We start from the raw sequence: 19,505 nt of genomic DNA on the forward strand, positions 1-19,505 counted from the left end.
CTGCGCGCCACTCACCATGAGGGACTAAGACAGAGCAAGAACGAAGAGGTCCGCCATGAATTTCGACGACACCCCGCAGGAAGCCGCCTTCCGCGAGACCGCGCGCAAATGGGTCGAGGCCAACGCGCCGAAGGAGTTTTTGGCTGAGCTGTCAAAATCCTCGCTCGGCCGCATCCGGCTGGCCAACCACGACATCGTCGATGTCGGCAAGGCCTGGCAGAAGAAGAAGGCCGAAGGCAATTGGGCCTGCCTGCATTGGCCCAAGGAATATGGCGGCCGCGGTGCGACGCCGATCGAGCGCGTGATCTGGCAGCAGGAGGAAGGCGTCTATGGCAAGCTGACGCAGCCGTTCCAGATCGGCGAGGGCATGTGCGGGCCAACCGTGATGGCTTTTGGCAGCGAGGAGGCCAAGCGGCGCCATTTGCCGAAGCTGGCCGCGGGCGAGGAGATCTGGTGCCAGCTGTTCTCCGAGCCATCAGCGGGCTCTGACGTCGCGGGCTTGCGCACGCGCGCGGAGAAGAAGGGCGACAATTGGGTCGTCAACGGCCAGAAGATCTGGACCTCGGGTGCGCACTATTCCGACTACGGACTTTTGATCGCGCGCACCGATCCCAATGTGCCCAAGCACAAAGGTCTCACCATGTTCTTCCTGGACATGAAGAGCCCCGGCGTCGAGGTGCGCCCGATCAAGCAGGCCAACGGCATGCAGGAGTTCAACGAGGTCTATTTCACCGACGTCGTCATTCCCGACAGCCAGCGTCTTGGCGCCATCGGCGAGGGCTGGAGCGTGTCGCTGACCACGCTGATGAACGAGCGCATGTCGATCGGCTCGCGGCTTGCGACCGGCGTCCCGGAGATGTTCGAGTTCTGCTCCAACCTGATGCTGGAGGATGGCCTCGCCATCGACGATCCCGCCGTGCGCTCAAAACTCGCGAGCTGGGCGGTGAAGTCGAGCGGGCTGAAATACACCAGCTACCGCGCGATCTCGGCGCTGTCCAAGGGCGAGCGGCCGGGACCGGAAAATTCGATCGGCAAGCTCGTCTCCGGCATGATGCTACAGGACATCGCGACCTATGCCATGGACCTCCAGGGCGCGGCCGGCGTTCTCACCGGCACGGACGAGGAGACCGTGCAGGGCCAGTTCCAGCAGATGCTGCTGTCCTCGCCTTCGATGCGCATCGCGGGCGGCACCGACGAGATCTTGCGCAACATCATCGCCGAGCGCGTGCTGGGATTGCCGGGCGACATCCGCGTGGACAAGGACGTGCCGTACAACAAGATTCCGACCAAGGGGCGTTGACATCTCGTGTCCCGGACGCGCGAAGCGCGAGCCGGGACCCAGGAGCCATAATAGACAGGCCACAATGGGCCCCGCCTCAGCGCCGCATCACTTCGTGCTGCGTCGCGTCCGGGGCACGAAAGCGAGCTTAAGCAATGGACGCTGCAGTCAATCATAACAACCGCATCGGCGTGCTCGAAGAGCTGCTCAACGAGCGCTACTCGGTGCGCGCCTTCCTGGCCAAGGAAGTCGATCGCGCGACGATCGAGCACGTGCTGACCACCGCCCAGCGCACGGCGTCCTGGTGCAACAGCCAGCCCTGGCAGGTCGTCATCGCCAGCGGCGAGGCCAAGGAGCGTTTCCGCAAGCTGATCTACAAGGAGGCTTCGGGCGGGCTCGGGGACGACTATGATTTCACGCCGCCGCGCGAATATCTCGGCGCTTATCTCGAACGCCGCCGCGAGAGCGGTTTTCAGCTCTACAACACGCTCGGCATCGCGCGCGGAGACAAGATGGCCTATGCCAAGCAGGCGCTGGAGAACTACAATTTCTTCGGCGCGCCGCATGTGGCCATCATCCATACCGACGAGCCGCTCGGCATCTACGGTGCGATCGATTGCGGCGCCTATGTCTCGAACTTCATGCTGGTCGCGCAGGCGCTCGGGCTCGGCACAATTCCGCAGGCGGCGCTCGCGCGCCACTCCGGCCTGATCCGCCGCCATTTCAATTTGCCTGATGATCGCCGCATCGTTTGCGGTATCTCGTTCGGCTATGCCGACAATGCCCACAAGGTCAACAGCTACCGGACGTCGCGTGCGAGCCTGGCCGAGACCGTGACCTTCGTGGACGAGTGATCGAGGCGATGCACGCTCCGTATTGGACGTGATCCCGTTCGCGCGAAAAGACGGCCGCGGATGCGGCCGCCTTCATCGCGGTCTCAGTTCGATTGACGCCGGCCGTCAGCCGCCGCTGCCGCCGATCACGGCGCGAATGGTCTCGTCGGGCCCGAAATCCTCGGCGCCGTCGACATAGAGCAGCGCCGCGAGCTTGGAGCGCGCACGGTTGACGCGGCTCTTGATCGTGCCGACTGCGCAGCCGCAGATCGAAGCCGCGTCCTCATAGGAGAAGCCGGAGGCGCCGACGAGGATCAGCGCTTCACGCTGGTCCTGCGGAAGCTTGTCGAGCGCCGTGCGGAATTCCTCGAACTCAAGATGGGCGTTCTGCGAGGGCTGCGTCTTCAGCGTCTTAGCATAATTGCCTTCGGCATCCTCGACTTCCCGCCGCCGCTTGCGATAGTCGGAGCGGAACAGGTTGCGCAGGATCGTGAACAGCCATGCCGGCAGATTGGAGCCGGGCTGGAACGAGTCGATGTTGGCGAGCGCCCGCAACAGCGTCTCCTGGACCAAATCGTCGGCGCGGTCCGCATTGCCGCTGAGCGAGATGGCAAACGCGCGCAGACTGGGCACGGCCGCCAGGATGTCGTTACGCAGGGAATCCGTGAGAGGCATCAATCCCTCCCATTGTTGTCGTTAGAGCCGCCACCATTTTCCACTTGGGGGGTCGCTCCCGGCGCATCAAGTTTCTTGATCAGTTCCGCGAACCGGTCCGGAACCCCCTGCCGCACCACGTCGTCGTACATGGCGCGCAGCTGGTGCCCGATCCGGGACTGGATCTCCGGAGTGAGCCCTCCCTTGCCGGGGGTCGTGCTTTTGCTGGCTTGAGACTTGAGATCTTTCATGACCTGTTCCACGTTTCCCCGAGTTAAGTAGCTGTAAAATCGAGAAGTTCTCTCAACCGGGAGCCGTTCCCTGGATAGGCTCAATGCGAGCTGCGAGAAAAAGTTCCGCCCCCATGCGGAACTTTTCTTGGTCTGAGGCGTAATCAGCCCAGCAGGGGAACCCGGGCCCCCCGCCTAACGCCTGCACGTCAAGGTCGGCCCGAAGATGATATGGAGTGGGGATGTCCCGTTCACAGCTCGTTGCTGAACACTTGCCGTTGTTGCGCCGGTACGCACGCGCCCTGACGGGCAGCCAGTCCTCCGGTGACGCCTATGTCGCAGCCATGTTGGAAGCCATGCTGGGAGATCCGTCGGTGCTCGACGAGAGCCACGGGCCGCGCGCCGGCCTGTTCCGGCTGTTCACCCAAATCTGGAATTCCGTTTCCGTCAACGACGATTCCGAGGTGACGAACCTGCCGATGCCGCCGGAGCGGCGGCTGTCCAACATCACGCCCTTGCCGCGGCAAGCCTTCCTGCTGCTCTCGCTCGAGGGATTTTCGGAAGAAGAGGTCGGCTACATTCTCGGCACCGACGTCGGCGAGACGCGCCGGCTTGCGGATGCTGCAGGACGTGAGATGGCCGCCGAGATCGCCACCGACGTGCTGATCATCGAGGATGAGACCTTCATCGCCATGGATCTCGAGAGCCTGGTGAAGAACCTCGGCCACAATGTCGTCGGCGTCGCCCGCACCCACGCCGATGCGGTCGCGCTGGCAAAGAACAAGCGACCGGGCCTGATCCTCGCCGACATCCAGCTCGCCGACGGCTCGTCGGGCCTCGACGCCGTCAACGAGCTGCTCCGCACCTTCGAAGTGCCGGTGGTGTTCATCACCGCATACCCCGAGCGCTTCCTCACCGGCGAGCGACCGGAGCCGGCCTTCCTGATCTCGAAACCGTTCCAGCCGGCGATGGTGTCGGCGGTGGCGAGCCAGGCGCTGTTCTTCCAGCGCAACTCCCGCAACCGCGCGCCGAAGGTACCGGCGGCGTAACGAAGGCGCCAGCGCCCGGCATTTTGACGAAATCCGATCCGGCGTGCCGCAAGGTGCGCCGGATTTTTGTTGATCCGGTTGTCACGCTTGACGGCCATCGAATTCGCCGCTCATACCTCGCGCAGCGGCCGTTGCAGCCGCGGTGCCATCGGAGACGTGTTCATGGACCAGCAACTCCTCGATCGCCTCGCCATCCGCGACCTCGTCGAGAACTGGGCGGTGTGGCGCGATGCCGGCGATTGGGAGCGTTTTGCCACCGTCTGGCACGAGGAAGGCTGGATGTCCGCTACCTGGTTTCAGGGGCCGGCGCGGGATTTCATGCGGGTCAGCCAGGAGGGGTTCGCCAAGGGCGTGCGCATCCTGCATTTCCTCGGTGGCTGCAGCATCGATCTCGAGGGGGCGCGCGCCATCGCGCAGACCAAGATGACCATCTCGCAGCGCGCACCGGTGCACGACGTGCCCTGCGACGTCGTCTGCACCGGGCGCTTCTACGATTTCCTGGAGAAGCGGCAGGGAAAATGGGGCATCGTCCGCCGCCAGCCGATCTACGAGAAGGACCGGATCGACCCGGTTGATCCCTCCGCGACGCTTCAGCTCGACCAGAAAACCCTTGCCGCGCTGCCCGAAGGCTACCGCCACCTCGCCTACATGCAGGAGCTGATCGGCTACAAGGTCAAGCGCGACATGCCAGGCCTCACCGGGCCCGAGGTTGAGAAGCTCTATGCGGAGGGGCGGGAGTGGCTTGCGGGGAAGGCGAACTGAACGCCAGACAAAAGTAAGGCGCGACTGGCATCACCCCGGCCCTGAATAGAGTCCGCGGCAGTTCAGAGGAGTCCGCCTTAGTCTGTTAAGCATTTGTCGGCGCAGAGATTTCTCCGCCGTTCCAGTCCGTGCTAGACCTAGTTCATTGGCCGGAGATCGCCCCGATCCGACGCCTGAAGTGGGAACGGAAGTGGGAACGTATGGCGCGAGTGGCGTTTAAGCTGAGCGCTCGTAAGGTCGAGACGCTCAAGGAAAAGGGAAGATACAGCGACGGCGCTGGTCTTTACCTCCGCATCGCGGATGGGGGACGCCGGTCCTGGGTTTTCAGATATCTTCGTCCAGGCGGCGGCGGACAAACTGAGCTTGGCTTCGGACCGGCCGTAGGGAGAGGCAAGGATGGCCTCTCGCTCGCAGATGCACGGGAGAAGGCCGAAGCGGCCCGGGCGCTGCTGCGTCGTGGGGTGGACCCTGCGGCTGACCGTAAGACCGCAGGCACAGGCGTCCAGACCTTCGGCGAGTTCGCGGACGACTACTTGGAATCGATCAAGGCGGGCTTCAAGGGAAAGAACGCTGTGGCCGACTGGAAGCGGGATTTGGAAGTGCGGTGCAAAGCCCTCCGTCCCAAGCTTCTGCCGGACATCACCACAAACGATGTGCTGGCGGTGCTCGCGCCCATTTGGCTTGCCATCCCCCGCACAGCTCGCGAGACCCGTAGCCGAATTGAGCGCGTACTGTCGGCCGCAAGGGCCAAGGGTCTTCGGTCCGGCGAAAATCCGGCGCTGTGGCGGGGCAATCTCAAGGAGCTATTGCCGAAGGCGCCGAAGTCCAAGCGGCACCACAAGGCCGCCCCCTACAAGGAGGTGCCCGGCATCGTAGCCGCGCTTCGTACGAAGCACAGCGGCGCCGACACCGCCGTGAACCGCGCGGCCGAATTCATCATTTTAACAGCTGTGCGGACCGGCGAAGCCCGCTTCATGCGCGCTCGGGAGATCGATTTTGAGCAAAAGCTTTGGACCATCCCCGCCGCTCGCATGAAGACGGAAGACCACCCCGAGGGCAGGCCGCACGAAGTGCCCCTATCCGCTCGCGCCGTCGCGATCCTACGTGCGGTGATGCCAGAGGGCTTGGACCCGGACGCGTACGTGTTCGCCGGGCAGTGGTGCGACGAACATACGAAGCCACTTGGCCACAACGCCGTGCTCCATGCCCTTAAGTCTGTCTATCCGGCTATGACTACGCACGGGTGCCGCTCCAGCTTCCGGGATTGGTGCGGCGACGAAACGAACTTCCCCCGGGAGATTGCGGAGATGGCCCTGGCGCACAAAGTGGGCGACGAGGTTGAGCAAGCCTATCGGCGCGGGACCGCGCTGAAGAAACGGCGCGAATTATTGGACGCGTGGAGCCGCTACATCGAAGGACAATCAAACGTGGTAGCCCTGCGAGCCTAAAACAGGTATACCTACGCGGGGCTTATGGTGAGGCTCACCCTTTTGTTTCGTACGACGTAAAGCCCGGCTTCCATGCCGGGCTTTTGCTTTTTCATTCGTTACTGGAATCGCTCGCCACGTCAGGAGCATCAAGGACTCATATTTTGTGATTTTGAGTCCGAAGATTGCGTTCCGAGTTCGACAAGTGGAATGATGCATTCAAGGCCGACGCCGCTGGGCGGACGGGACCACTGGTCGCGGCCATTCGTGAATCAACAGGTGTAATCCCGCCATACGCCATTGAGCGACTTGCCTACCGTCTCGAGCTAACGCCCATTCGCAAAAAGTCCGGCCGAAAGGAAACACCGCGCGATGGTTGCGGTGCTACCCCGTATATCGCGAAGCTCTGCGACATGTACGAAAGGTACTATGACTTAATCGGAGCCAACGTTCCGGCGAACCAAGCTGAAGCGGAGGCACGCCGCATTTATGTCGTTTCGGACGAACAGTGGTTGAAGCTCATTCGAAACGGCAATACGCGCGCAGTAGCTGTACTGCGCAAGCGGGGAGCATTGCGATCAAAGCGAAGCCCCTCGAATATTCCGGGGGCTTATGTCGGTTGAGACCCCTCGATATTGCAAAGGCAACCCAACTGGAGTTGCCGACATGCGATCGCTTCCTCTTCCCGCACACGCCCAAGACATCCTAACCCGCATCGAACTTGAAGATCAGCAGATCAGCGACGCAGCCCGTCGCCGCGCGGCTGACCTTCAAGAGCTAACCAAAGAGGAGGCAGAAGCTGTTACGGAGTGCCTGCGGCTTGCTGATGCCGACGACGCCGGAAAGCTGAACCGCGAAGAGCGTGGCGGCTGGAACGACGACACCGGAGAACAGATTATCCAGAAGGTCCGCGACCCGTCCCGGCTTTTGGCTGCTCAAGCACACCTTGCGTCCATTCGGCGGAAGAAATCCCTTCTTGCTTCCAGGGTGCAGGTTGCGCGTATGACCGGAACTCGCATCAAGTATGAGCTTGCGAGTCACAAAGGTAAGCTTGTTGCGGTGAAACGCCCGCATGTCCCCCTAACCAAGGGTGAACGGGCTGCCGAAGTTCTTCCCCGTCTTCGTGAAACTTCGCTTGGTCTAATCGCAGAACGTCAGGCCCTTGTGAAGGCGCCGCGTACCAGCAGCGAAGTCAAAGCGGCCGCATACGCCGAAATCGACAAGCTCGCCGACGCCGGCCTGCCCAAGACGTTGGCCATGTTCCATGGCGCTGGCATTGCGTGGTCGCGTCACACGATTGCCGAGGGCCGCTATCACGTGCCCGATGGCGTTGCGTTGGTGGCCTTTTTGATGCGGGACCAACTGAAGACGCAGCTTTCCAAGGTGATCGATTTCAACGCCAGCGCGTTTCCGGATGCCATCTCAGCTGGAGAGAAGGCCGAACGGCTCGCCGAGTTGGACTCGGAAATTGAAGTCGCCGAGCGCCTGGAGGCTGCGGCCGTTGAGCAGGTCATTTCCGAGGGCAGCGTTGCGTACCACCGTCCCGATTGCTCCGTCCTTGCAGCGCTTTCGCTCCGCACTGAATAGCGGCGCGCCGACAGTTTTCATCACGATCATCATTTTCTAAGGAACGTTATCATGCCTGACAATATTGCAGACCTGTTCTCCGGTGACGCCTTTGAGCTTTCATCGCTCACCGCAGCCATCAACGAAGTTGACCATATCCCCGGTCGCGCGGGTCAGCTCGTCTTCGCCGACTCCAAGGTGTCGAAGCCGATTTCAACGCTGTCCATCGCGATTGAGCGTGTTGGCGAGACGCTGGAGTTGCTCCAGACGACGCCGCGTGGCGCACCGGCCGAAAAACTAGCGGTCGACCGCCGCTCACTGGTGAGCTTCAAGGTTCCGCACCTTCAGGTCGAAGACTCGATCTACGCCGATTCGGTGCAGGGCATCCGGCAGTTTGGAAGTTCGAACGTCCTTTTGACAGTGGAATCCAAACTAAAAGAAATTTTGACGAAGATGTCCCATCGGATCGACTACACTCTGGAGCACCACAGACTTGGCGCGCTCAAAGGCGTGATCCGCGATGCTGACGGCAGTGTGTTGACTGACCTGTATGAGTCGTTTGGCTTCTTGAATTCCAGCGGCCTTGCGCAACCTGAAACGTTCGACTTCGACCTCGATTCGCTCGCGACCGAGTCGGTGGACATCCGGGTCAAGTCACAAGATATCGCCCGCTACATGCGCCGCAATGCCAAGGTGCCGCTCCCGAAGGAGGCGCTTGTCTGGGCTTTCGCCGGGGACACCTTCTTTGACAAGCTGATTTCGCGCCAAGACGTGAAGGACGCTTGGGTCGGTACCGAGGCAGCCGCCGCAATGTTGGGCGGTAACTGGGCACATGGGGTATTCGAATTCGGAGGCATCTTCTGGGAAAACTACAGGGGCAGCGACGACAACGAAACCATTGCAATTGGGCAGGACGAAGCGCGCATTTTCTTTGTTGGCGTCCCGGAGCTGTACGTGGAGGCGTTTGCACCGGCCGATTACATTGAGACGGTGAACACGCCCGGCCTCCCCAAGTACGCTAAATCCGCGCCGGACCGCATGGGCCGCAGCGTGGAGATCGAAGCGCAAAGCAATCCGCTGCCGCTGTGTGTGCAGCCTGCAACCTTGTGCCGAGCGGTCTCGGGTTCATCGAGTTAACGATAACCGCCCGCTGCACCACGGTGAAGTTACGTGTGCTTCGAAGTTCACACGCGCAACTTTTCTCCTACCAGCGGACGGAACAAGGCCGGTGGCGTCAGTGGTGGCGCTGTTGGTCGATCCGGCCGGAGGTGTTTGTTGATCCTTCGAATGGCGCCTCCGGCCGGTCTTCACAGTTCATTTCAGCACTAAAGGAGATTTCAATGCGATGTTCGACTGATCGTCTTAAAGCTTCGGCCGCCTTCTATGCCGAAGCGAATGGCTCCGACGCGTTGCGCTCGCTCTTGCTCGCGGTCGCGGGCGTCACGGACGTGGCCGACGTGCCCGAAGCCGAACGCATGCGCGTCAACAGCGACTTGCGGGAGCGCGTGGGCGAGGGGATTCCGACTGGTCCGGTTGCATTGCAGGGCGTCGCACGCCGCGCCTTTGCAAAGATGGCGGTGCGCAAATGAGGCGCCGCGACGGATTTATTGGCTTTCCAGAAGTAGCGCGCAGACTGAAGAAGAGCCTCTCATATACTTATCAGCTTGCGAGCGCGGACCTAATGTTCCCCCCGGTCGAAAAGGTGGAAAATGGGCGCCAGCTCTTCTCGCCGCACACCGTGGCCTATTACCGCAGGCATTGCCGTCGTTGGTACCGGCCCCGCAAGGAGCTCCAGTGATGGCCGAACACTTCAGCTATTCGCGACCCGCAACCAAGAACGAACTAGCGACGCTCCAGGCCAAGCGTGCGAATCGCGCCGCCGAATTGAACCGCCTAATCGCGACTGCGGCGGCGAAGGCGGTGGCTGCGTTGCCGAAGCCGAAGGATGGCGCGCCCGGACCCATCGGGAAGGATGGTCCTCCGGGCAGAAACGGCATCAACGGCTTGGCGGGCATGGACGCGTGGAGCCCATTGTTCGCGCTGGCTGAATTCGGCGGACGCTATGTGCTCGAACTGTATGGCTGGACCGGTGGTGCGGGCATGGCCCCCGAGTTGACCGGGTACATCGGCGAGTTCGGAATTGTCGCTGACGCCGCCGATGCCGTGAACTTATCTGGAGCTACCGGTGCGAGTGGCAAGGATGGAGTTGACGGCAAAGACGGCTCGATTATCCTCACGGGTCCACGCGATCCAAGAAGCTCCGACGGCAAGGACAACGACTTTTGGCTCAACGCCAAGACGGCTGATTTCTTCGCCAAAGAAGATGGCATGTGGCGCTTTGTCATCAACCTGCGCGGACCGCGCGGCCCATCTGGCAAGACGGGTGGCACGATCATCGGCACCGGCGAGGAAGGCTCGTCTATCATCGTGAACGCCGGACCTCCACCGGAAGGCGGCGTCGTCGGTAAGGAGATTCTAGTTGGAAGCGGAGTTCCGTCATGAAAGACGGCACAATCCACTTCGACCGTGACTCGGGCAATTGGTGGGCGATGGTTAGGGGCCGCTGGGTCTTGCAAGGTAACCTCCACGACGTTGCCCGCAACGCGGCGCGGTGGGACAGTGATGTGATCGTCAATATCGCAACAGCAAGATGTTGGGCCGCGAAGCCGCGCAGCTAAGCGAGCATCGTACGACCCAAAACAGACAGTCTCGGAAAACAAGTGGCCGCCGGCGCGGGCAAGCGCTGACGGCCGATAGGAGATTGTCGAATGAGCAACAGCGAGCAGATCACGGCCAAGGGCGCCGCTCAAGTAACGATTGCGATCCGCCCGGCGTTCACTGTCAACATTGTGCGCCCGGAGAAAGATCCGGATTACGAGGTTGAGCCGAATTTCCATTTTGGGCCGCCGCCGCGTTGGGGGTGGGACAACGCCGTTGATGTCGCGGAAGCGAAACGCTGCTGCCAGGACATGGCTTATTGCCCTTTGGATAACGCTTGGGGCCGTACGGTTATCTTTGACCTCGCCCTGAACCTTCGCGATTTGGGCATCTCCAAGCCGATGGCGGTGGACCTGATTCATACCTATTGCATTAGCCCGCTTCCCAAGGGCGACGTTAACGAGCAAGTCCACGATGCCTACTTGGCGGCGCGGAGCGAGCCGGGTTTGGAGAGTAGCGCGGGCCATGTCAGCGCCGTTGATGCTGCCGTAGTTGGTGGCGCGTGGCCCGAAGCGCCGGGTGATGTCCCTACCGTCTGGCCGAAGCCGCTTCTGTATCAGGGCCGAGACAACGCCAGCAAATCCGCCGAAACACTCCTGGCGAACCGTCCGGGTGAGCTCATTTCTTCTGATGGCGCGCTATACACGTTGGAGGGCACCTGCGTGTGGCGCATGCTTGAAGATGACGAACTGGCCGCCGAAATCCGCGCCACCGATCCCACTAACGTGGTGGACGTGGGCAAGATTTATCAGATGGTCAAGGCCGTCCATCTTGCACGCTTCATTAAGGCGCGACCATTCGAATGGATCGACAAGCCCAAAGATGCGCCGGAGCCCACGGACTTGGTCCTTGCGGCAAACGGCATCCTTGATGCAAGGACGCTCGCATTGGCGCCGCACACCGGCCGCTACTTCGCGACGGGCGTTCCCGCTTGGGAGTACGATCCGGCGGCAACGTGCCCGCTCTGGCTTGAGAAGCTGGACGAATGGTTGCATCCGTCATTCCACCCGACGCTTCAGGAGTTCATGGGGTACCTGCTAACCTCAGACACGTCGATTGAAGTGCTGCTGGCGATGATGGGCGCAAAGCGTGGCGGAAAGGGCACCATCACCAAGGTCATGCAAGCACTAGTTGGTAAGCATCACCACGCGTCAGTGACTCTCAACGACTTGGGTAGCGACTTCGGCTTGGCTGGTCTGATGGACAAGCGCGCCGTGTTCATCCCCGATGCGCACGATGCGAAGCAACCGGCTGCCGCAATTGAGCGGATCAAGTCCATTACAGGCAATGACGAGCTGTCGGTAAACCGCAAGAACCAAGCTATGCTGTCGGTCCGCATTCCGGCCAAGATCGTTTTGGTTGCCAACAAACATCCCAAGTTCTTGGACGAGTCAGGCGCGCTTGCTGACCGCGAGTTGGTGTTGGTCTTCGAGTCATCTTTCGCGAAGGTGAAGGATACCGAGCTTGGCAACAAGCTGCGAGCCGAATGGCCAGGCATCGCGAAATGGGCCCTTGAGGGGTTGCGGCGGCTCCGCGCTAACGGCAATCGCTTCACAGTTGGCCAGCGCGGGCGGAAGGCCCAGCAAGAGCTTGCGGAGGCTCAGAGCCCCGCACTGCGGTTCGCGAATGAGTCGCTCATCGTGACCGGGGACGAGGCGGACGCCGTTCCGCTGGCCGTCCTGTTTGAAGCCTATGAGCATTGGGCCTTCCACGTTGAAGGCATGTCGGGCCGCGAGAAGCGCAACCGCGCCGACTTCAAGGCGGACTTGATCGCCGCGTTGGGGGAGAGCGGCGTCCGGTTTGATCCTAAGCTTGCCCGTCGCTGGCGCGACCCCCGCGCAGAGTCCAAGCACGGGAAGGGCGTCGTCATGCGCAGATGGTTCACGGGACTTAAGATCAGACCTGCGGTAGTGCTTGAGTAGCAACCCCACCCAGCACTCCAATGGTGTCAAAAGACACTTTAATGGTTGACCTGGGCCCCGTAATGGTGTTCTATCCACCATGACGGCGGCATTTGGCGCTGCGAGCATAATGGAGGGTACGATTATGGCGAATACAATTACCTTTAATGTTACTGATCCTGTTCTCGCGATGCAGGTAGCGGAGCTGATCGCGCGGTACGAAGGCAAGGGCGGTGCTCCGGGGGTGGAGCAGTCAACCGAGTCTCAGAAGCCGCTTGTGGGCATAACAAATGGGCGCAGGATTGAAGTCCCGCACGGGGAGCAGCTGTGGCACAATTATCTTGGCACCGATCTCTACGCGACTGTCGAGAATGGAATGATCAGATTTGGAGACCAAATTTACGACACTCCGAGCAAGGCCGCTTTGGTCGCCGGTCAAACCGTTAGTCCGAGCTGCAACACTCCCAACGGATATAAGTGGTGGAACGTCAAGCGCGATGGCAGGTGGGTGCCAATCGAAAAGCTCACAAAATGAAAACGAGCCCGGGTATCTTACCCGGGCTTTTTTCTTCACGGGAAGCCGATTGTTGACTGTTGCCAGCGTTGACGTCGTGTTGCTACGCGACGACAACACGCAAGTCATTGAAGGGGCAAACTAATAGGCAAGTGTTGCGCGTGTTGTCGTGTTTTCTGAGGTTCGCATGCCGCGCGGCCCATTAGCTAGGCGACACCAAATAAGAGCTTAGCAGCCCAGCAATAAGCACTTCTCAAGCGACTTTGGTTTTTGAGCAGCAACATGGCAACAAACCAGGGAAAACGCTGGAGGCTCAAAGCCTTTGGTGTTGCTGCCGACGGCAACACAACGGCAACATCAGACTTGAAGGGCAACACTTGGTACCGCAATCGCTCGCCGCGTCACCGAAAGAGCGGAATAGATTAGAGACCTTCTCCGCTTCCAGATTAATTCGACAGCCGGGTCCCTCTCGCGCGCGACGCAATGCGGGCAGAACGGAGGCGCGGAGGGCGCCCAGCTGGGGGATTTTTTAAAACAGCTTAGGGTATCGATGCGCATGCGTGCCTAGGCGCATTGTTCTAAGCCGTTGCTCGCCTGCGCTTTGACTTCTCTGGAACAGCTGCCAATGGCGCCGCCGCCTTCTCGTAGAGATTGAAGAGGTGTTCGACGCGCTCGCGCTCAAACGCGAAGCCGGCTCGGCGATATAGGCGGTCAACTGCGCGATCTAGCTCGGCATGTGCGCGCCGAAGCGGTGGAGGCATTGCGTCGGCATCGTACAGGTCTTCAAGCGAAGCGTTTGGGAAAGCGGCCCGAGCGTCCAAAACTCCTTGAGCGAGGACTTCGATGTTGGCTTTCTGCTTGTCATCCATTTCCGGCCAAGGAAACGAATTGTAGATCGAAGGAGAATAGCTGTAGTCGCTTTTCAGCCGCCCTCCCACCGTTCGCATCCACGCCATATGCATAGCAGACGTTAGTATTCCCAAGTACACCAGCGGCGCGCCAGGAACAATCTGAAGCTTGTTGGACGCGATGACGTCCGGTCCCAGAATTGCCATCGGGATGTATTCCCGAGTCTCGGACGACACTTCGGGAACGGCTAGATAACGCGTGGACGGCTGTCGATCTTGAGTGAACAAGGTCGGATATTTCGCGAATGCTTTCACGCTCGGTGTTGGGCTTAGAAGGCGACCTTTCCGTACTCGATCTAAGCGCGCTGCAATTGGCTTGGATTTGCGAAGTTGAGTCGGATCAACGTCCTTGAGCCAAAGACACCATCTCCATTGGCCCGATATAAGTTCATCGCCCCCGACGTAAGGCTTTAGCCACTTCTTGCAATTTGCGTCCGCTTGAATCAGGTTGCTCTTCTCTTCATCGTCCAGGATCAAATTGCTGTAAGTCACGTAGCCGCCGCCGGGCTTCTTAATACGCGCGCCATCAGTCGGCTGACTGCCCTTCATCATCGAAAGGCGACCGGCGGGTGGTTGGGTTCGCGCCGGCACAGCGTATTGAGGCCCGTCTATCAAATAACCATTGATGCGCGAGACTTTCGCAAGGTGTGGGTCGCCCCTGACGTGGTCGTACTCATAAACGACACGCTGCACTTCAGCCTTGAAGGTCATACCAACAATGACGCAGTGCACTGCCGCCTTCCCGCGAGCTTCATTGTTCCATTGGAAAGTTCGATGAGCAAACCGGATCGAAAGTTTGTCCGTAAGCATTATCGGCCACAGTATTCCGCATTGCTCGCCTTGCGTTATCGAATTCGTAGAGACGAAAGCTATCTCGATCTTATGATTGGATGAGGCGTAATCTTTCGCCTTCTTGAACCAGCACGTTACGTAATCGAGGCGATTGAATTGGCCCTTGGTTCCCCAGATGCGCGCCATGTCTGTTTGTTGAGCGGCCTGCCGCCACTGGTGACCGACGAAAGGCGGGTTGCCGAATACATACGAGCATTTGGCTGCCGGGAGGAGCTTGGTCCAATCATAGTCGAGGGCGTTCGCGACTGCGATGTGAGGTGATTTCTTCAAGGGAATACGAACGTACGACCGCCCAAAATCCAGGCTCAACCTGTTGTTCATGATATGGTCAGTCATCCACAGCGCTGTTTCAGCGATACGAGCGGGAAATTCATCGATCTCGATTCCGTAGAACTGATCAACGTCCACGAGAGACAAAGCCGCGACGTCAAGTTCACGCTGCTCCTCTGCGGCAATATATTCGCGTAGTTCTCTGATTAGCTCGATTTCCAGTAAGCGTATCTCGCGATACGCAATGATGAGAAAGTTGCCGCATCCGCAAGCTGGATCAAAGAATGTGAGCTTAGATAACCTTTCCTGAAAGTTTTGTAGTTCGACTCGACGGCGACTATCCCTCCGCGCCTTGAGTCTGGCGAACTCGGTCCTTAGCTCCTCCATGAACAGCGGTTCGATGACTTTTAAGATATTTTGCTCGCTAGTATAGTGAGCGCCTTGCAACCTCCGTTCTTCAGAATTCATCACCGATTGAAATAGAGAGCCGAAGATGGCGGGCGAGATTGCGGACCAATCAAATTGGCATGCATCCAGCAGTCGCTGTCGCATTTCGGAGTCGAATGAAGGGATCAAGAGGGGGTCGCGAAAGAGATCGCCATTTACATATGGAAACCGAGCGATATCCGCATCTAGAGTCTTCGGGCGCTTCGTTTCCGAAGTGTTCAATGTTTGAAATAGCTGCGAAAGCCAACCGCCAAGATCTGATCCGTCAGCCTGGGTTCGGGTTTCGAGGAAGTCAGCGAAAATATCGCGTGGCTCGAAGATTCCAGTATCGTCGGCAAACAAGCAGAACACAATTCTAACCAAGAACTGTTCAAGATCGTGCCCGATATATCCAGCTGCCTCCAAAGCATCATGGAGTCTAGCAACAAGTTCTGCCGCCTCGATGTTTACCGGGTCTTGATCTTTGAACGAGCGCTTCTGCACGCCAATGATGAAGCCCAATCGTTCGACGTTCTTAGGCAGGTCTGCCAAAGCGAAGCAGACACTCTCATCTTCATCTAGATCGTAAAGCTCAAACGTCTGGAAGTCGCTGAGCAGTATGTACCGCGGTAGTTCATTGTCTTTTAGGCCGGGAAAGTAATCCAGCGCCTGCTTTTTTGCTTTTTTCAAGTCGTGACCGGCGCTCTTTTGTTCAACGAGCAGCACGCCCTTCCAGAAGAGATCGATATAGCCGCGTTTTTCGCCCAGTTCTTTACAGGCTCTTCAAAGGACGCTACTCGCCGCACCGGCACACCGAAGACATCGAAAAAGTCGCGATAAAAAAGCTGCGTTTGTCCCTTTTCGTAACCCTCGCCGACCCACTCGCGAGCGAAACGCGCCGCGCGCACGCGAATTTCGTTCCATGACAGTCGCATCTTGATTTGCCCCCAGTTGTCGCCCCGCCATTATGGAATGGCTTTTTGAGCGAACTTTCCGTTGTACTTCAATTCGAAGATGAAAGGTTTGTTGATCTTGGCAACGCGCTGCTTAATGCCCTGATACGACCTCATGAAGTACACTGCTTTGTCCCACGTGGGGGAGCTTGCGCCCGGCAGATAGAAGCATCCTGCGCCGTACTGTTTGACGGCCGCCGCTTCCGGAAGCAATGTATGGAATTTTCTGTCGTGACTGAAAATGATCCACCCTTCAGCCGCTACTTTGCTGATCCACTCGTCGTCGGGTGTCTGATCGTTGAATCGAAACTTGTTCTTGGGGTCGTGGTGATACTCGACTGAAAAATCGTAGGGGCGGGCCGCCTTAATCACTTCCGGTAAGCGCGAACCAAAGTTTCGATCAAAATAGAATGTCAGTGCACGCGAAATTCCTGCCTCCCCTGCCCCGAGACGCCTTCGAATTTCAATGCCTCTCGAACGTCTTCTGTCCCTATCCGGAAGTCCTCCGCGATATCAGAATCGCTCTCACCCGCATCCCAGCGGCCCTTTATAACCCAGGTCGGCGTTCCTTTGATCATTGGAGTACCGAACGCAATTCGAGGATCGATGAGGATGGGCGAAGACCGCCCTGCCAAGTGCCACCGTAGGGCCAACCCATCGTGCTCTTCGTCGTAGTCAAATTCCTTTAGGCGACCGATGACGATTTCCCAAGCAAGCTGACCACCTTGATCGGTTTGCACCACGCTACCTTCGTGCACGCCGTCAACCTGATTAGAGTCTAAGTACAAGTGCTTCGCATCGACGCTAAATTTGTAGGTGGCGAAGGGGTACTCGCGCTTGAGAATGTTTTTTGCATAATCGCGCGTAGCCTTGATGTTGCGCAGTGGCACTCCCGCCTTTCGAAATGCCGCCACGACGGCGACCTCGATCAACTGCATATAGGAGAGTGCAGCCTGATCCCCCTTCGAAAGAAACTCCTTTTCGATGCGGTGCCAAGCGGCAACAGTCTGTGGAGAGATGCCAGCATACTGCGCTGCCTCGCCAACTTGATAGGTTGGCAAGTACAGACGGCGAAGCCAAGGTTGATCAGACCGGGTGGACACTAGGGTTACCATGGAGTTCTTCTCGAATCACATCCTAAGGTAGGAGCGATGAATAATGAATCCTACCTTCGGGCGGCGTTTGCACAGGCCGAGTGCGGCAGGAACGTCCAGGAGCGCTTGACCGTTCCTATTTTGTTCTGAATAGGGAGCCGCGTCAACCGCGCCGGACGGCAAAGATGAGTAAGCCAATGCCCACCCGTGCCACTGCTGAGACAGAGCGAGGAAGCCATCGCGGCTTCCGGGGCGACGATCCCGATAGTCGCCATGAGTGTTTTCGGAGAAGGAGTTGGACACGTAGGTCTCTCGCGACTTATGCGCGGGGTGAAGCATGGGCGCTTCAACACTTGTTCGGGATAGTCCTCGTTCGGCGCGAGGAAAATTAACCATCGCGCGAAAGGCCTGTTTTTGAAAACAGCAGTCTGCATTTCTTGGTTCGCAATAAGCATGGCCATCGTTGCCATCGCACTAGCACGAAAATATGCGGCTTTCTTGGCAAAATCCATTTTTGAAAATAGCCCCGCGCTGCTTGGATTCGCAACAAAGTGCGCATCCGTTGCGTAATGACAGCTTGCTCGCGCAGGTATAGCGCTGTTGCCGGGACAGTGAGGCAACATGGAGCCAAATAGTGACTAAGAGCAACGTCGTTAAATTGCCGAAAGTACATCGGAAGTACTTCGAGAATCCGAGCGTTCAGATGATGCTCATGATGGGTCTAACTATCGCGGATGTCTTGGAGGTTCACGGTGAACTTTTTGGAGCGCTAGCGAAAGAGTGCCCGGACGACAACGCCCTAATCGGCGATGTCGTCTCTGAACAGCGGGCGCGAAAAATCCTAATCAGCGTGCTTGATGCGAAGCTGGAGAGTATGACGGGTAGGGAGCGGGACAGAACCGCGCGCCGAGCGGCCTTCTTCAAAGAAATTCCGTTGGCCAAAGTAAAGCGTTGGGCTCCGCTTGATTGGGAGCGGGCGGCAGCCAAAGCCGAACAGCAAGCAGATTCACGACGGGACGTGACGGTTAATGCCGCGACGCGCCGATTCAACCGCGTCGTGCATGAAGACCGCCAGCGCATTTCGAAGCTGAAGGGCCGCGAAAAGGTGTCTGTAGGTGGGACGTTCGCCCTAATTGACGCCCGCAACGTCGTCCGTGACTCTGGGGAAATCGATGCGGTTGAGCGTTGGTGCCGTGAGGCGGGCGTCCTCAGGACGGGTGAGATGCTCCGCATCTAAGCCTCGGGCTGCGCGGAATAAGCGATTGTGGCACTAGCCCGGCCGAGAGTGCCGGGCTTTTCTATCGCAAACCGAGCCCGACCGGTAAAGGCGTCGCGCGAGTGGGAACAAAAGTGGGAACAATTCGAAGGGGTTGCGCTTTCGCCCGGAAATAGAATAGGGCGCGACTGGCATCACCACAGTCGCGCCCTACGTCGCCGGCTTATGGGGCAGGGGGGAATAGCCGGCTGTTGATACGACTCCCGTCCCTGAAAGTCGTTCCAGGGGGTTGCAAAATTTTTCGTGGGGCCATCCTTTTCGCACCCTGCCTTTTCGCACACGGTTAAGTGATCTTAACGCCTGAGAACTCTGGGTCCTCTCCTCGCGTTGTTCCCGCGATCGCCATGGGGCGAGGGACCGACAGCCATGTCACAGATTCAAAAGGTATTTTTAGGCGCCGTCGCGATCGCCGCGACGCTTGGCGCCGTCCAGGTCGGCGCCGTGCAGCTGGCCTCCGGCCATGATCTGGCCGACCGCTGGCAGGCGGTTGCTGACAAGCCGGGCCATAACGTCAATCGCTCCAGCAAAGCCGACCGGCTGGCCGACATCAAGCAGGCTGAGGTTCCGACCCGCACCGTGTCGATGCGGCTGAACGATCTGGCCGACACGTCGGTGCTGCTGCGGGTCCCCGCGGTGATCGAGACCGGCAACGCCAAGCCGCCGGTGTTGCTCCCGGACCAGAAGCAGAGCCGCAAAAAGCCGACGATCGCCTGCGAGCCGATGGTCAGCTCCCTGACCGAGGTCGCAAAGCTGCTCCAACCCGGCCGCTGTGTGACTTGATCGGCTTTGGCCA

21 protein-coding genes are annotated in these 19,505 nt (G+C 59.1%); 15 read left to right on the forward strand and 6 right to left on the reverse strand.

The window, feature by feature from the left end; all coding sequences use genetic code 11:
* Positions 1 to 55: 55 nt before the first annotated feature.
* Positions 56 to 1,300: an acyl-CoA dehydrogenase gene (locus RX329_RS04820; protein ID WP_018453291.1), complete on the forward strand. Its 1,245-nt coding sequence runs from the start codon at positions 56 to 58 to the stop codon at positions 1,298 to 1,300.
* 134 nt (positions 1,301 to 1,434) lie between these two features.
* Complete coding sequence (locus RX329_RS04825) at positions 1,435 to 2,133, forward strand: nitroreductase (protein WP_018453292.1); 699 nt, start codon at positions 1,435 to 1,437, stop codon at positions 2,131 to 2,133.
* A 105-nt stretch (positions 2,134 to 2,238) separates the two neighbouring features.
* Here RX329_RS04825 and RX329_RS04830 read toward each other — a convergent pair whose 3' ends face one another.
* Both RX329_RS04830 and RX329_RS04835 read right to left on the reverse strand, forming a co-directional pair.
* On the reverse strand, positions 2,239 to 2,787 hold the full coding sequence (locus RX329_RS04830; RefSeq protein ID WP_007597240.1) for a sigma-70 family RNA polymerase sigma factor: 549 nt from the start codon (positions 2,785 to 2,787) through the stop codon (positions 2,239 to 2,241).
* On the reverse strand, positions 2,787 to 3,017 hold the full coding sequence (locus RX329_RS04835) for a NepR family anti-sigma factor (RefSeq protein ID WP_026232505.1): 231 nt from the start codon (positions 3,015 to 3,017) through the stop codon (positions 2,787 to 2,789). Before RX329_RS04835 ends, RX329_RS04830 begins: the two co-directional genes overlap by 1 nt.
* Before the next feature lie 221 nt (positions 3,018 to 3,238).
* Here RX329_RS04835 and RX329_RS04840 point away from each other — a divergent pair, with 221 nt between their 5' ends.
* From RX329_RS04840 to RX329_RS04890, 11 genes are all read left to right on the forward strand, one after another.
* A complete protein-coding gene (locus RX329_RS04840) occupies positions 3,239 to 4,045 on the forward strand; it encodes a response regulator (protein ID WP_007597237.1) in 807 nt (268 codons plus the stop codon).
* Positions 4,046 to 4,207: 162 nt separating this feature from the next.
* Positions 4,208 to 4,807: a nuclear transport factor 2 family protein gene (locus tag RX329_RS04845; protein WP_085385488.1), complete on the forward strand. Its 600-nt coding sequence runs from the start codon at positions 4,208 to 4,210 to the stop codon at positions 4,805 to 4,807.
* 209 nt (positions 4,808 to 5,016) lie between these two features.
* A complete protein-coding gene (locus RX329_RS04850; protein ID WP_410706277.1) occupies positions 5,017 to 6,255 on the forward strand; it encodes a tyrosine-type recombinase/integrase in 1,239 nt (412 codons plus the stop codon).
* Positions 6,256 to 6,419: 164 nt separating this feature from the next.
* On the forward strand, positions 6,420 to 6,857 hold the full coding sequence (locus RX329_RS04855; protein ID WP_317245517.1) for a hypothetical protein: 438 nt from the start codon (positions 6,420 to 6,422) through the stop codon (positions 6,855 to 6,857).
* A 43-nt stretch (positions 6,858 to 6,900) separates the two neighbouring features.
* Positions 6,901 to 7,821 carry a hypothetical protein gene (locus tag RX329_RS04860; protein WP_317245518.1) on the forward strand — a complete coding sequence of 307 codons (921 nt, stop codon included), beginning with the start codon at positions 6,901 to 6,903 and terminating at the stop codon, positions 7,819 to 7,821.
* A 51-nt stretch (positions 7,822 to 7,872) separates the two neighbouring features.
* Positions 7,873 to 8,937: a major capsid protein gene (locus RX329_RS04865; protein ID WP_317245519.1), complete on the forward strand. Its 1,065-nt coding sequence runs from the start codon at positions 7,873 to 7,875 to the stop codon at positions 8,935 to 8,937.
* A gap of 203 nt (positions 8,938 to 9,140) precedes the next feature.
* Entirely contained in the window at positions 9,141 to 9,389 is a 249-nt protein-coding gene (locus RX329_RS04870; RefSeq protein WP_317245521.1) for a hypothetical protein, read from the forward strand.
* Between the two features lie 340 nt (positions 9,390 to 9,729).
* Entirely contained in the window at positions 9,730 to 10,302 is a 573-nt protein-coding gene (locus RX329_RS04875; protein ID WP_317245522.1) for a hypothetical protein, read from the forward strand.
* Entirely contained in the window at positions 10,299 to 10,478 is a 180-nt protein-coding gene (locus RX329_RS04880) for a hypothetical protein (protein ID WP_317245523.1), read from the forward strand. The genes RX329_RS04875 and RX329_RS04880 overlap by 4 nt, the downstream gene beginning before the upstream one ends.
* Before the next feature lie 90 nt (positions 10,479 to 10,568).
* Complete coding sequence (locus tag RX329_RS04885) at positions 10,569 to 12,440, forward strand: phage/plasmid primase, P4 family (protein WP_317245524.1); 1,872 nt, start codon at positions 10,569 to 10,571, stop codon at positions 12,438 to 12,440.
* Between the two features lie 124 nt (positions 12,441 to 12,564).
* Complete coding sequence (locus RX329_RS04890) at positions 12,565 to 12,954, forward strand: hypothetical protein (protein WP_317245525.1); 390 nt, start codon at positions 12,565 to 12,567, stop codon at positions 12,952 to 12,954.
* 557 nt (positions 12,955 to 13,511) lie between these two features.
* Here RX329_RS04890 and RX329_RS04895 read toward each other — a convergent pair.
* Genes RX329_RS04895 through RX329_RS04910 form a run of 4 tightly spaced genes read right to left on the reverse strand, consistent with a single transcriptional unit; the run spans position 13,512 to position 17,457 of the window.
* On the reverse strand, positions 13,512 to 16,115 hold the full coding sequence (locus tag RX329_RS04895) for a class I SAM-dependent DNA methyltransferase (protein WP_317245526.1): 2,604 nt from the start codon (positions 16,113 to 16,115) through the stop codon (positions 13,512 to 13,514).
* On the reverse strand, positions 16,076 to 16,324 hold the full coding sequence (locus tag RX329_RS04900) for a type IIL restriction-modification enzyme MmeI (protein WP_317245527.1): 249 nt from the start codon (positions 16,322 to 16,324) through the stop codon (positions 16,076 to 16,078). The genes RX329_RS04895 and RX329_RS04900 overlap by 40 nt, the downstream gene beginning before the upstream one ends.
* Before the next feature lie 30 nt (positions 16,325 to 16,354).
* Positions 16,355 to 16,714: a hypothetical protein gene (locus tag RX329_RS04905; RefSeq protein ID WP_317245528.1), complete on the reverse strand. Its 360-nt coding sequence runs from the start codon at positions 16,712 to 16,714 to the stop codon at positions 16,355 to 16,357.
* 41 nt (positions 16,715 to 16,755) lie between these two features.
* On the reverse strand, positions 16,756 to 17,457 hold the full coding sequence (locus tag RX329_RS04910; protein WP_317245529.1) for a DUF433 domain-containing protein: 702 nt from the start codon (positions 17,455 to 17,457) through the stop codon (positions 16,756 to 16,758).
* 613 nt (positions 17,458 to 18,070) lie between these two features.
* On the opposite strand from RX329_RS04910, the gene RX329_RS04915 reads away from it, so the two are divergent.
* Positions 18,071 to 18,673 carry a hypothetical protein gene (locus tag RX329_RS04915; RefSeq protein WP_317245530.1) on the forward strand — a complete coding sequence of 201 codons (603 nt, stop codon included), beginning with the start codon at positions 18,071 to 18,073 and terminating at the stop codon, positions 18,671 to 18,673.
* Positions 18,674 to 19,078: 405 nt separating this feature from the next.
* Positions 19,079 to 19,492, forward strand: coding sequence for a hypothetical protein (locus RX329_RS04920; protein ID WP_085361214.1), 414 nt, complete (start codon positions 19,079 to 19,081; stop codon positions 19,490 to 19,492).
* Positions 19,493 to 19,505: the final 13 nt, after the last annotated feature.

The organism is Bradyrhizobium sp. BWC-3-1, from assembly GCF_032917965.1.
GTDB lineage: Bacteria > Pseudomonadota > Alphaproteobacteria > Rhizobiales > Xanthobacteraceae > Bradyrhizobium > Bradyrhizobium canariense_D.